Source organism: Rathayibacter sp. AY1D1 (genome assembly GCF_002932635.1).
GTDB lineage: Bacteria > Actinomycetota > Actinomycetes > Actinomycetales > Microbacteriaceae > Rathayibacter.
In genome coordinates this window covers 1-11,451 of the sequence record NZ_PSVY01000048.1, presented here as the reverse complement: position 1 = coordinate 11,451, position 11,451 = coordinate 1, and the positions used below count along the sequence as shown (strand labels likewise).

Here is an 11,451-nt window from a genome sequence, read left to right as displayed (position 1 = left end):
CCACGCGCGCTCGAGCGGTAGTCAGCGGCGAGGACGCGGCTTGTACTTCTTCCCCGCCCGGATGTTCCGGTTCTCGATCACCCCGACGACCGCCAGGCCGGCGGCCACGGCGACGATCAGCACCCACCCGAGCACGTTGAACCACTCACCGGTGAACGCCGCGTACGTCTGCTCACCGGCGATCGCGAAGAGCATGAACGACAGCCCGAACCAGACCATCCCGTTGCTGATCAGCGCAGCACGCGCGAGCTTGGTCCGAGGCTTCGACATGCGCCCACCCTCCCACCGGACCCTGGACGTGTCCAAGGTCCTTGGGAGGAATCTCCACCTCCTGCGCCTGGCCGTCGAGCTGGCCGGCCTCGCCTCTAGATTCGAGGAATGAGCCCCAACCACGCTGACGGCACGGTCGAGACGCAACGGCTCCTGACTCTCTGGGAGCAGCTCAGCTCCCGCCGGTTCGCGCCGAGGGACGGCCTGCACCCCTCGAACGCGATACAGGTGTGGACTTTCGCGCACCACGCCGCGCGCCTTTCGCGAGCGGTGCTCCTGCTGCACGGAGCAGGACACGACCTCGAAGCCATGCCCCTCATCAGGCAGACGATGGAATGCGCGATGAACGCGGCCTGGCTACTGGTCACCGATGACGGTGGAGCAGCGCTGAGCGCAGTAGACACGAAGAACCGGCGCCAGACCTTCAAGGAGGTGACCGACCTGGGCCTCGCTGACCTGTCCGACGTGATCCGTCGACTGGACGAGGAAGAGAATCGGGACGCCCGCGCCAAGAGCACGCGTAGCTTCAAGGAGCGGTGCGACGCGATCGCTGGAGGCCCCCAGATCTACGCGATGTACCGGACGCTAGGGCTCTACTCGCACGGCACGTCCAGCGTTGCGGACGTCTACCTCGCCATAGCGCCCGAGAACGAGGGAAACCCGTACGGCGTGAAGCTCCTATGGGAAGCGGACTGGGACCAGGGCGAGACGTGGATGCGGGTCCAAGCCCTCATGCTGCTTCTCGCTCAGATCGCAGCCGACGACGCGCAAGCCAAGCCGATGCACCGGACGCAACTCGACAGAGCACGTCGCCGTCTCGGCGTCACCTGGCAGATTCGCGCAGCGAAACCCGGCTAGGGCTGGTTGGGAAGCGAGGTCTTGTATCTCTTTGACTCCGCTCCGAGGGAGTTGACAACGGCCAAGACAGCCAGAACAGCCTCGGCAGCCCCCTGCATGTCGTTCTTCGCGGCGCACGCTTTCGCCTTCGCGAGGTACACACCCGCCAGGTCGACGCCGGTGTGGTCGTAGGCGAAGAATGACAGCTGCCCCACCTTGTGATAGTCCTCGCTCTGAAGTGCGATCTGCATGTCATCGAGTGTGTTGAGGAGCGCCTGCATCGTCATGAACCGCAGCCTAGCGGGGCGCTGAGGCCTAGCCGCGAGGAGTCCAGTTAGGGGATCGCCTAGCGGCCGCCCTCCGCGCAGACTGAGCCCATGACGTCGGTAGAACTACTCAATGCGCGCCCCCGAGACGACGCGCAGATGGAGACACTCTTCGGTTCGGGGTGGCCGGCGTTCATCTCCGCCGACCGCCTCGCGGAGGAGCACCTGCCGCACATCCGCGAGCGATTCACCCGGTTCGAGCTCGTGGTCCTCGATGAAGACGTGCCGGTCGCCGCGGGCTGGGCTGTGCCAATCCGGTGGGATGGCACCCGCGAGGGTTTGCCCGCCGGGTACGGCGACTCCCTCCGCCGGGCGCTCGAGGAGGAGGACGAGGCGACGACCCTCGTCGTCTGCGCCGCCCAGGTGCATCCCGACCGCACCGGCGCCGGCCTCGCCGGGACGCTGCTCGGCGCGTTTCGCGACCTCGGCGTCACTAGCGGCTACGACCACATGATCGTCCCGCTGCGCCCGACGATGAAGCCGCGCTACCCGCTGACCCCGATCGACGTCTACGCGGCGTGGACGCGGGAGGACGGGCTGCCGCTGGATCCGTGGCTGCGTACGCACCTGCGGATGGGCGCTCTCGTCCTCGGCGTCGCCCCTCGGTCGCAGGTGATGACCGGCACCGTCGCCCAGTGGGAGGAGTGGACCGGGATGGCCCTGCCTGCGTCGGGGGAGTACGTCATTCCCGGCGGCCTTTCGACGTTGCGCGTTGACCGTGATGCGGACGAGGGGATCTACGTGGAGCCGAACATCTGGGTGCAGCACCACTGAGCTGGCGGGTGCTGCTCTCGGCCGCGCCATGCGCGCAGCCGAGAGCAGGGCGGCACCGGAGCCCCTTGCCCGGTATGGCCGCTCGCGGCGTCAACGAAGTCCCCACTTCTCAACCGCACCGCACCATTAGACATGAAGTGCCAACGTTGGCGACGCCCCGTGCACCTGGTCGAGCGGTCTCTACTTGCGGTCGCGTCGCGCCTCGCGGCGCATGAGGACCACGAACCCCACGATCACGAACAGGACGACAAAGCCGACCGCGATGAAGGGCAGGTAGTTCAGGAAGAGAACCAGCAGGAACGCTGGCAGGTCGAGAGTCACCTAGGTCAGTTCACAAGCGCGGCCGGCGGGAGCGGAGTGCGTAATGGCTACCTCTCAAGGGCAACGGATCCGAAGGACGGGTAATCGGGGCCTTCGTAGTTCATGGCGGTGAGGGTTCTGATCGCCGGCATGGTGTGCGCTCCGGGTATTGCGATTTCCTGGTCCGGCTGTTCCGGGTCCAGGGGGCCGATGTCGAAGGAGTAGCCGGCAGTGTCGACCCAGGCGCCAGAGCTGTCCTGCTCCAGTGCACCCTCCTTGAGTTGCAGCCTCAGATCAGATGCGTCACCGGTCGACAAGTCGGTGAGGATTGCCCAGGTCGATCCGTCCGCTCGGCGCTCGATCAGGACCGATCCTGTCGTCTCGGTCTGCTGACTGACGAAGTCGCCCCTCAGAGGGAGTTGCTGCTCGAATGCGCTGAGCTCAGGGCCATCGGACGCGGCCGGCGCCGGCGAGCCTGCCGAATCCACGCCTGATGATTCGACAGCAACTCTCGATGATTCGTCGCCGGCGGTCTCGTTTGCGGTGCAGCCGGACAGCACAACTACGCCGGCTATGGCGAGCGTGATTCCGATTCTGCTGATTCCCATGGCCCGATCCTGGCATGAGGGCGCACCGGCAGTCAGGGCGCCGCTCCCTGTGCTGGAAGGGGATCTTCCGGTGCTCATGTCTCGTGCGGTCTGTTCAAGGTTGTCTGCACTCGCGGCGCGAGTGTGGCGGCGTCGGTCCATCTTTCAACCCCAGATCGCGCGAAGTATGGCAACAGCGTCGTCTAGGGAGACGTTCGCCGAAGCGGCGGAGTCCGCGAGGGCTCGTGCGCGTTCTACGACGAGTTGGGGCGCGCGTGATGCTCCTGGGGCGACGCGGGTGCCGGCGGCGGTGCGGGTGACGACGAGGCCGTCTTGCTCGAGGGTCTTGTAGGCCTTGGCAGCGGTGGCTTGGGCGACTCCGAAGTCGCGGGCCGTCTGGCGGACGGTCGGAAGGCGTTCGCCGTCACCGAGCTGTCCGGCTTGGATGGCTCCGCGGAATCGTTCGGTGATTTCCTCCGCGGTTTTGATCGTCAGCGTGGTCACTGTGTCACTCCGTCGAAGGGGATCGTCTCGATGAGCGGCCGACGTGCACGCCGGAGTGCGGCGGCGGAGCGGAGGGTGTCGGTCGCGACGCGGAGCAAGAGTGCGATGCCGATCCCCTGGCCGAGGAATCCGGCGTAGAGGAGAGGCTGCGCGAAGGTGCGGTAGGCGCTGCCGACGTAGATGAGGTTCCCGTCGGCGGTGGTCTGTCCCTCGACTCCGACAATGATCGTTCCGATATCTCCGGCGTGCATCCAGACAGCGCCGAGCGTCGTGATCAGCCCGCCGAGTAGAAGCAGGGTGAAGAGGCGAGCGGTGAGCTCTCGCTCCGGGCGCACGCTGGTGGCGGTCGATCGAGCGCGCAGGGGCCGGTTCGCGTCCGTGCGTAGTGCGAGCACGAGGGCGGCCACGGCGAGGACGAGGGTGATCAGGGTGGCGAGGTAGTTCGGCCAGCCGACGCCGGCGATGTAGCCGTAGTTCGCGTTGAAGGGCATGTAGATCGGCAGAGTGGTGTGCTCGGGCACGTTGCCGAGGAAGAACGCATCTGCCGGCGCGCTGGTGGCGATGACCGTCTGCCAGACCGACGTGAGCGCGAGCAGCGCCGCGATGACCGCGCCGACCCACAGCAGAGGCCGAGAAGCGAACTCGTTCCAGCGACGCTGAGGAGCGACCGCAGCTTCGCCCGGCGCCGGAAGGGGCTCGCGGCGCACCAAGAACATGGCGACCGTCACCACGAGGGCGGCGACGAGCAGCGGGGCAGGCCGGCGCCACCACCCCTCGAATCCGGTCGTGTCCGCCGGGGTGCTCACGTGAACGACGAACGCCACCACGATCACGAGGAGAGCGCCGGCCACTCCCGCCCAGGTCAGTGTCGACGTGCGACGTCCGCTGGTCGGCAGCGAGACGATCCGGCGCGGGTACACCCAGGACAACACGAAGCAGATGAGGCCGAACGTGACCGGAGCGGCGACGGCCGAGAGGAGTTGATACACCTCGCGGGGAATGAGCAGTGACATGGGACCTCCACAGCAGACATCAGCGGCGACGACTTCGCCTTGTGCAAGGAAGTTAGCACAATGTTGTTCTAGGAAGAAAGATCAAGATTGCACCCCCTGCCACGCACCCTGTGCTGCTCGGTCGCTGCTCGAGACGTCCCGTGAGGGGACGTTCGGATGGGGCCAGCTCCGCGGGGCTATGTCGTCGCTGTGATGACCAGAAACGGCCCCACCATCCGTCCCGTATGGGGGTCGTTCACCGGGATGGCCCGAGCTCGAGCGCAGCCCGCTTGCGGCGGGAACGGATCCTTCGGAGAACGATGCCGGTCACGAGGAACCCGAGCCCTGTCGGGATGGTGCCTGCGGTCAGAAGGACGGCGTGGAGCGCGAGTAGGAGGTAGTCGATGGAGGACAACCAGGTCATCGACAGAGGGCCGAGGACGTCCATGATCAAGAAGGAGAACAGGGAGATGGCCAGTCCACACCAGGCGAGGCTCGCTGCGGCAGGAATCAAGGCGAGCGGGACGCGGCGACGCGGATGTCTCCGGGCCACTATGTGAGCGGCGACAGCGGCGAGGGCGATCCACGTCCCGACGCCGATCGCACCGAACGCGATTCCGAAAACTCCCTCAGACGGGTCCGAATCGGTCACGCCCGTTGCGACCATGAAGCTGCTGAGCATGAGAATCAGGGCTGCTATCGCGGTGGCGAGTCCCACGCCCGACCAGGTGATGAGGCTGTCCAGTGAAGTTTCGGGTGCTGTAGTCGAGGTCGTCGGAGTTGCTGGAGCGGGAGTGTTGGTCACGATCAGGGGTCCTCGTTGGTAGCGGGAAGGACGTGGCTCATCGTGCAGTGACGGTGAGGTTCAGCTCTTCCCCTACGCGCAATATCTCGTTCGAGGGGAAGCGGAACGGGTTGAGGTAAAACAGGTCATCGTCCGTCATGCCGAATCGTGCCGCGACGTCCTCTGCGAGGTCGTTGCGAGCGACGCTGTATGACGTTGGTACTCCGTTCGTCGTTTTGGTCTCGCCACGTGCTGCTGCGCGCGGGCCGGTGTCCCGGGCGACGAGGGTGCTGCGTTGGGGCTCCACACTCCACTGGATGTCAGCGATGGCGATGATTTCCGTCGAGCAGTCCGGGTCGTTCTGCGGTCGGGTCGTGAGGACGAGCTGATCGATCGCTGTCGGGTCGCCGCGGAACTCGGCGAGGTTCCGCCACGCCTTGTAGGGCTTTCCCGACTCCGCGTCCGCGAGGCGCATCGGGAAATCAACGTTGAAACAGGTGGCACCCTCATCGATCGGATCCAGCGCCCCCATGACCGCGACGAAACCGGAAGAGGATTCTGTTGCGGCGGGGATCGCGAGCGCCTCTGACGCGAGGGCCAGCCGACCGTCTGCCGCACTCAAGCGAATGACGCTGGCCGTCCCATCGCTCCCCGTGAACGTTGCCACGCCAAGGTCGCCGGTGAGCGCAGCGTCGGAGCTGCCATCCGTGGGCGTCACCCGAGCCGGCGGCGTGGGCTGTGGCGTGCATCCCGTGATGACGATCAGGCATGCTGCGACTACGACCGTGCTTCGCGCCCTCGAGAATGCCCCCATCGGCTCAGGGTAAGCAATGTCCCCACTCCTTTCTTGGTGGGCAGCGTTGGCGCCTTCTCCTGTAACGCTAGGGATGATCGTCTACCGGGTGGGTTGGTTGAAGGATTCTCTGGCGTCGGTGATGGTGCTTCCGTTGCGGAGGGTGAGTGTGACGGTGAAGGTCGGCTCGGGTCCGCTGCGGCCCGTCTCGCCTCCCTCGGTGAGGCCGGTTCCGGGCCACCAGGCTGCCCAGTGGCCGTCTGTGATCGTGGCGAGGACGCTCGTGCCGTCGTTGGTGCGGATGGTGAGTCCGGTCACGTCCGAGCCGACATCGCCGCTGGTGAAGACGGCGGGCGGAAGGTTCTCGCCGGTGAACTGGCTGATGCCTCCCTGCGTGTATTCGTCAGCGAGCGGAGTGAACCCGCCCTCGCTTCCGGTGGAACTGATGAGCGCCCTCCCGGCAGTGCTCGTCCCGGCCGGGATCTCGATGAGGCACGCCCGCTGGCTGGGGGTCGTGTAGGAGAGCAGGACCCAGTCGCCGCGCCGTTCCCCTATCGCCGGCTGCCCGAGCTGCTCCGTGTCACCAGCTGCACACGCCGCGCCGGCGACGGTCAGGTCGGAGGCGCTGGCAACCTCCGCGGTCGACGTCCATGAGGCGTACGCGCGGGAGTCGACACCGGACGGCAGGACGGCGAGAGCGACCCCCAGCGCTGCGGCCGCGAGTCCTGCGGGAAGGATGAACTGCCATCCCCGAGGACGCCGAGCGGCGGGCTCTCGAGCGGCCACCGGGTCGCTGTGGAGGATCATCTGGAGCCGCGCTTCGGCGGCCTCGCGAGCCGGGCCGTCGAGCTCGTACTGGGCGGCCGGGTCGAGGTCTTTCGTGGCGAGGAGTTCGGGCGTGGTCATGATGCCTCCAAGGCGGGCGCGTGGTGCTGATGCGAAGGGGGATCGAGCAGTGCCCGCAGCGCGGTGCGTGCTCGGTGAAGTCGGAGCCGGAAGGCGACGGCGGTGATGCCGAGCACTCCGGCCGCGGACGGGGAGTCGAGTCCTTCCCAGGCCGTCAGCGCGATCGCTTCCTGGTGCTGCGGTTTGAGTTGCTGCCACGCCTGGTAGAGGTCGAGCCGGGTCGCGATCGCGTCCTCCGGTGACCGCGCGGCCGCGTCGGTGTGAGCGGCGACCCGGATCGCGAGCGCGGCGGAGCGCTGCTGGCCGCGAAGGTCGTTGAGGAGGCAATTCCGGGCGATGGTGAACAGCCACGCCCGCGCGGGCTCGTCCTCCGACGGCGCGGTGTCGTGGCGGCGCCAGGCGATCAGGAACGCCTCGTGCGCGAGGTCGGCGGCACGCTCGGGGTCAGCGCGACGCCTCAGGAATCTGACGACGCTGACGTACTCGCGTTCGTACAGCTCGGAGAAGCTCGCCTCGCGAGCGGACTGTGGTGGGCTCATACCTGGGACATGTCCCCAGCCGAGCTGCTGTTACAGATGATCGACCAGTTGATGTTCTGTCCCACTCCGGGACCTCGGCTACGGAACCGCTCGCGAATGATGAAGCCCGAGTTCGGCACGTCAGGCGCCGAGGGCGCCAGGCAGTTTCCTTTCGAGTCGCGCTGCTCGGCTCGCGGCGAGTCCGATCGCCAGCAGCACGCCGCACACGATGGGGAGCTGCAGTCCAGCCGGCAGCGCTGGATACATCGGGAAGAGCACTGCTCCGAGCACCTCAATCCCGATCAGCAGGACAGGCAGACCGATGAGTACGAGCGTCGAAACCGCGGCGGTGACTCGCCCGCGCCAGGGGAGCGCTGTGAGCAGGCCGAGCGCTGCGATAGGCGCCGCTGTCGAGAGGCCGGGACCAAGCCACCCAGCGGACGCCGAAACGAAAGCGATGATCAGTTCCGCGGCAGAAGCCGCCAGTGCCATGCCGCGGGCGGCACCTGTTCGTCCGGCCACCGCGAGCCCGAGCGCGACAACGAAAGCGGCTCCCGCAAAGACGGAGGGATTGGTGAACGGTCCGATCGCGCCGGGATAGTTGATCCCCGGTGACCAGTTGATCGTGAAGTAGAAGATGAAGAACGCCGTGGCGAGAGCGAGCGGAATGATCGCGGCCGGCGATCGGCCAGCGTGCGAACGGAAGTGATGACGCACCCCACCGACCATCAAAGTGACTCGCTGTCCGAGCGTGGGGCGGGACCGGCCTGCGTCGTCGGCTTCGTCCAACAGGATGCCGAGCAGCACCTCACCGTGCTCCGCCCTCCATACGGGCGGGTACCAGCGCAACGCGCGTCGGAAGCGGTCGGCTCGGTAGGCGTCATCGTTCGTCGTCATGCCGTTCTCCAATCAGGGGCGTGGCCAGGTCGGATCGCTGCGGCGGGAACGAGTCCGAGGTTCGCCCGTGCTCGGCGCGCGCTGGCTTCCATGCGGTCGACCTCGACACCGAGCGCAGTACGGCCGGCGTCGGTCAGTCGGAAGTAGCGACGGACTCGACCGTTGATCCGCTCATCTCCATCGGAAGAGATGAGTCCCTCCGTATCGAGCCGTTCAAGTGCCGCGTAAAGCGTCGTCACTCGAAGGCGCACGCGATCCTCGGACTGCTCCTCGATGTCCTGGAGGAGTGCGTAACCGTGGCGCCGACCTGTCGCCAACGTGGTCAAGATCCAGAACGTCGTCTCTCGCATCTCGCCGACCATGATCCGAACCATACTCCAACGCTCGCACTATGAGTCACCGAGTGACTCCACCGCACTCGTGCGCCAACACTTGGCGCTACATTCCGGGAATGACCAATCGCACGCTCGGCAACGCGTACACGGCCGTCCTTCTGATCGTGGGTGCGGCAATGACTTTCATCGGCGCGTTCACCTCAGGCTCAGTGGGCGCCACCGCCGCCGTCGCCTTCGGTGCAGCGGCGGTGGCGGCGGGGCTCGTACTCATCGGTATCCGCTTGACGACCCCCACCCGTTAGTCGCGCGACGAGCGGACTTGAGGAGCGGTCCCGTAAGGGGATCGATCCGCGGGACGCTTTCAGCGGACTGCTCGGAGGGGCTACTGCTCGTCTTTCCGGGCTGCTCGGCCGACGAAGTGCACGGACCGTCGAGCGTCGACGAGTTCGCGCTTCTCGAAGTGGCGAACGACGAAGGCTCCTGCGACGAACGAGTAGCCGATGCCCTCCGCGATTCGTGTGAGGACCGGGATGGTGCTGATGATCTGTTCGACGGTGGGTGATCCGTTGGCTTGGTAGGGGGCGATCCAGAACGGCACGATCGTGCCGAAGACGATGCCCAGGAGAATCCCGGCGACACCGATCCAGAACATGGAAGTGGACGAAAGTGCTCTGAGCATGGGATCCCCGGAATGTTCGGTGGGCGAGTCGAGAGGCGCCGCTGTCGGACGCGCCGTCCTCGCTCACGGCTGATCGGTCTGGTTACAAGCGCAGGTTGAGCGCGGCGAGGACGGTGACGAGGCCGGCCGCGACGACGACGACCGTCAGTGCAACGCGCCCCGCCGTACGGCGGAGAAGGCCGGTCATCGTGGCGGCGTCCGCCACGCGAGTCGCGATCACGAGGTCAGGAACGCCGGCCGGCGGTTGCGGTGGCGTCGTGGAGTCGTCTTCGCTGGCCGGGACGCTCACGGTCTGCTGAGCCGGCTCGATCCGATCGGGCAGCTTCTTGAAGCGGCCATCATTCGATTCGCCCACAGCGACCTCCCCAGCGGTCGCCGCATCGCGACCCTCCTTCGTGACTGTAGCCGTGCAACTCCATTGCGTCAGCGTGAGCGCGTAGCGGCCTGGAGCTGGAGACTGCTGCGGCGCACGTCTCCTCTCCACTCCTCGAGCGTCCACCGATCGGGTCCCGTAGAGGAACCTGCTGCTTCCCGAGCGCGCTGCTCGCTGCCATAGATTCCAACGACGTCGGTGGCGTCTGCCCAGAGGGCTGTCCTGAGGAGGAGGTAGTGCTCACCGTCACTGCTGTTCTTCACGCCTCGGATCCTCGTCGGTTCCGACGTCGTTCGGTCACCGTGGCGCGAGGTATCACAGTGCTGGCGCGCGTCCCGTATCGGGATCCTAAACCGGTCACCTATAGCGGCGTTTCTCGCGGCGTCGTTGCGCTCCTCAGCGCGTGTGTTCTCGCGGCACTGTGCGACTGGGCTACTCCGCGTCGTCGCTAGCAGTGTCGCCCCGGCCGCTTGCAAGAGGTCTGTAGCTGGGCAGAGGGGTGGAGCTCGCATCGAACCCCTCAGGGCGATCGTCTCCGTGATCCGCGGTCTCGCGGTCGGCTTCCATGCGCTGCCGCCGTGCCTGCTCCTCGGCCACGGCAAAATCGATGAGCCTCTTCGATCCGTACATACGACCACCTCATTCCTCGGAGTGGCGAGCGTATCGACCTCGGCTGGGGAAGGCGTCATCCCGGTACACACGACCGCTGCCCGCGGTTCCCGCCGCAGCCGACGTCGCCCGTGCCCCAGGTCGCTTACCGGCATTCGCTGCAGCGTGTTCCGTATGGGGATCGATCTGCGGGACGCTTTCAGCGGACCGCTCGGAGGGGCTTGGCGTCGTCGTCGCTTGCTGGTGATGCCGCCAGGGTCGACCGCAGGTCTTCTCGTGCTCGTTGGTAGCGGGTGCGTGCCGTGGACGCGGGGACGCCGAGGAGTTGTCCTGCTTCGGTGATGGAGAAGCCGTCCCAGTGGATGAGGCGGACGAGCTCGGCCTGTTCTGGCGCGAGCCTGGCGATCGCATCGCGCACGTCGACTCCTTCGTCGGCGGGGCGTCCTTCGGTAGGAGCGGTCGCCAGAACGCCGCGGAGCCGGCCGGAGAGGTCGGCTCGCCTGTTCTCAGTGCGGGTGCTGTTCGAGAGGACGTTCCGGGCGATGCCGAAAAGCCACATCCGCGACTCCTCCGCGGTGCGGGGAAGGGCGCCTACGCGGCGCCATGCGGTGAGCATGACGTCCGCGAGTGCGTCGGCGGCGTCCTCGAGAGGGAGGCGGCGTTGCAGGTACTTGAGCAGGTCAGGCGAGGCGACGCGCAGCGCCTCGGTGAGTCGCTCCGCCTCGTCGGTCTTCCTGCGGGTCACCAGGTCGCTCCGGGGCAGTGGGCCTCGCCCGCGATGCTGAGGTTCGCGGCGTCGACGTCGACGTTCTGCGCAGTGAGCTCGGCGTCGAGAGCGTTGCTGATGATGCGCCCGACGGCGGTCGAGTACTCCCGGTCGGCGTTGTAGAACTCGGTGCCGTAGCCGGCCGGCGTGCGGGATCCGTCAGCGTTGATGAAGGATCGGTCCTCGGTACGCAGCTGCGCG

The 11,451-nt window shown here is 66.8% G+C and carries 19 protein-coding genes; 3 read left to right on the top strand and 16 right to left on the bottom strand.

The features are described 5' to 3' along the window. Positions 1 to 21: 21 nt before the first annotated feature. Positions 22 to 270, bottom strand: a complete 249-nt coding sequence (locus tag C5C56_RS16835; protein WP_104233598.1) for a hypothetical protein — start codon at positions 268 to 270, stop codon at positions 22 to 24. Between the two features lie 108 nt (positions 271 to 378). Between C5C56_RS16835 and C5C56_RS16830 the strand changes: the two genes are divergently transcribed. After that, entirely contained in the window at positions 379 to 1,128 is a 750-nt protein-coding gene (locus C5C56_RS16830; protein ID WP_104234391.1) for a DUF5677 domain-containing protein, read from the top strand. On the opposite strand, the gene C5C56_RS16825 is transcribed toward C5C56_RS16830, so the two are convergent. Further along, on the bottom strand, positions 1,125 to 1,394 hold the full coding sequence (locus C5C56_RS16825) for a hypothetical protein (protein ID WP_104234392.1): 270 nt from the start codon (positions 1,392 to 1,394) through the stop codon (positions 1,125 to 1,127). The genes C5C56_RS16830 and C5C56_RS16825 overlap by 4 nt on opposite strands. A 138-nt stretch (positions 1,395 to 1,532) precedes the next feature. On the opposite strand from C5C56_RS16825, the gene C5C56_RS16820 reads away from it, so the two are divergent. Next, positions 1,533 to 2,207, top strand: a complete 675-nt coding sequence (locus C5C56_RS16820) for a hypothetical protein (protein WP_219813018.1) — start codon at positions 1,533 to 1,535, stop codon at positions 2,205 to 2,207. A gap of 180 nt (positions 2,208 to 2,387) precedes the next feature. Here C5C56_RS16820 and C5C56_RS18080 read toward each other — a convergent pair whose 3' ends face one another. From C5C56_RS18080 to C5C56_RS16775, 10 genes are all read right to left on the bottom strand, one after another. Then, positions 2,388 to 2,528, bottom strand: a complete 141-nt coding sequence (locus tag C5C56_RS18080; RefSeq protein WP_181067866.1) for a hypothetical protein — start codon at positions 2,526 to 2,528, stop codon at positions 2,388 to 2,390. 47 nt (positions 2,529 to 2,575) lie between these two features. Next, positions 2,576 to 3,115, bottom strand: a complete 540-nt coding sequence (locus C5C56_RS16815) for a hypothetical protein (RefSeq protein WP_146080960.1) — start codon at positions 3,113 to 3,115, stop codon at positions 2,576 to 2,578. A 144-nt stretch (positions 3,116 to 3,259) separates the two neighbouring features. Further along, entirely contained in the window at positions 3,260 to 3,598 is a 339-nt protein-coding gene (locus C5C56_RS16810) for a GntR family transcriptional regulator (protein ID WP_104234395.1), read from the bottom strand. After that, positions 3,595 to 4,611, bottom strand: a complete 1,017-nt coding sequence (locus tag C5C56_RS16805) for a hypothetical protein (protein WP_104234396.1) — start codon at positions 4,609 to 4,611, stop codon at positions 3,595 to 3,597. The genes C5C56_RS16810 and C5C56_RS16805 overlap by 4 nt, the downstream gene beginning before the upstream one ends. 235 nt (positions 4,612 to 4,846) lie before the next feature. After that, positions 4,847 to 5,308: a hypothetical protein gene (locus tag C5C56_RS16800; protein ID WP_104234397.1), complete on the bottom strand. Its 462-nt coding sequence runs from the start codon at positions 5,306 to 5,308 to the stop codon at positions 4,847 to 4,849. Between the two features lie 124 nt (positions 5,309 to 5,432). Next, positions 5,433 to 6,188, bottom strand: coding sequence for a hypothetical protein (locus tag C5C56_RS16795; protein ID WP_146080961.1), 756 nt, complete (start codon positions 6,186 to 6,188; stop codon positions 5,433 to 5,435). 81 nt (positions 6,189 to 6,269) lie between these two features. Then, on the bottom strand, positions 6,270 to 7,073 hold the full coding sequence (locus C5C56_RS16790; RefSeq protein ID WP_104234399.1) for a hypothetical protein: 804 nt from the start codon (positions 7,071 to 7,073) through the stop codon (positions 6,270 to 6,272). Continuing rightward, positions 7,070 to 7,612: an RNA polymerase sigma factor gene (locus tag C5C56_RS16785; protein ID WP_104234400.1), complete on the bottom strand. Its 543-nt coding sequence runs from the start codon at positions 7,610 to 7,612 to the stop codon at positions 7,070 to 7,072. Before C5C56_RS16785 ends, C5C56_RS16790 begins: the two co-directional genes overlap by 4 nt. Positions 7,613 to 7,732: 120 nt before the next feature. After that, positions 7,733 to 8,488 (bottom strand): hypothetical protein, encoded by a 756-nt coding sequence (locus C5C56_RS16780; RefSeq protein ID WP_104234401.1) that lies wholly within the window; start codon positions 8,486 to 8,488, stop codon positions 7,733 to 7,735. Beyond that, positions 8,485 to 8,850: a PadR family transcriptional regulator gene (locus tag C5C56_RS16775; protein WP_219813019.1), complete on the bottom strand. Its 366-nt coding sequence runs from the start codon at positions 8,848 to 8,850 to the stop codon at positions 8,485 to 8,487. The genes C5C56_RS16780 and C5C56_RS16775 overlap by 4 nt, the downstream gene beginning before the upstream one ends. Before the next feature lie 89 nt (positions 8,851 to 8,939). Here C5C56_RS16775 and C5C56_RS16770 point away from each other — a divergent pair, with 89 nt between their 5' ends. After that, positions 8,940 to 9,125, top strand: a complete 186-nt coding sequence (locus C5C56_RS16770; protein WP_104234402.1) for a hypothetical protein — start codon at positions 8,940 to 8,942, stop codon at positions 9,123 to 9,125. Positions 9,126 to 9,205: 80 nt separating this feature from the next. Here C5C56_RS16770 and C5C56_RS16765 read toward each other — a convergent pair whose 3' ends face one another. The 4 genes from C5C56_RS16765 to C5C56_RS18075 form a co-directional block, all read right to left on the bottom strand. Next, complete coding sequence (locus C5C56_RS16765; RefSeq protein WP_104224259.1) at positions 9,206 to 9,475, bottom strand: hypothetical protein; 270 nt, start codon at positions 9,473 to 9,475, stop codon at positions 9,206 to 9,208. A gap of 109 nt (positions 9,476 to 9,584) precedes the next feature. Next, positions 9,585 to 9,857, bottom strand: coding sequence for a hypothetical protein (locus tag C5C56_RS16760; RefSeq protein ID WP_104227086.1), 273 nt, complete (start codon positions 9,855 to 9,857; stop codon positions 9,585 to 9,587). A gap of 826 nt (positions 9,858 to 10,683) precedes the next feature. Next, positions 10,684 to 11,229: an RNA polymerase sigma factor gene (locus C5C56_RS16750; RefSeq protein ID WP_104224254.1), complete on the bottom strand. Its 546-nt coding sequence runs from the start codon at positions 11,227 to 11,229 to the stop codon at positions 10,684 to 10,686. Then, positions 11,226 to 11,451: hypothetical protein (locus tag C5C56_RS18075; protein ID WP_181137623.1), on the bottom strand; the 226-nt coding region annotated here is incomplete at its 5' end. The genes C5C56_RS16750 and C5C56_RS18075, both read right to left, overlap by 4 nt.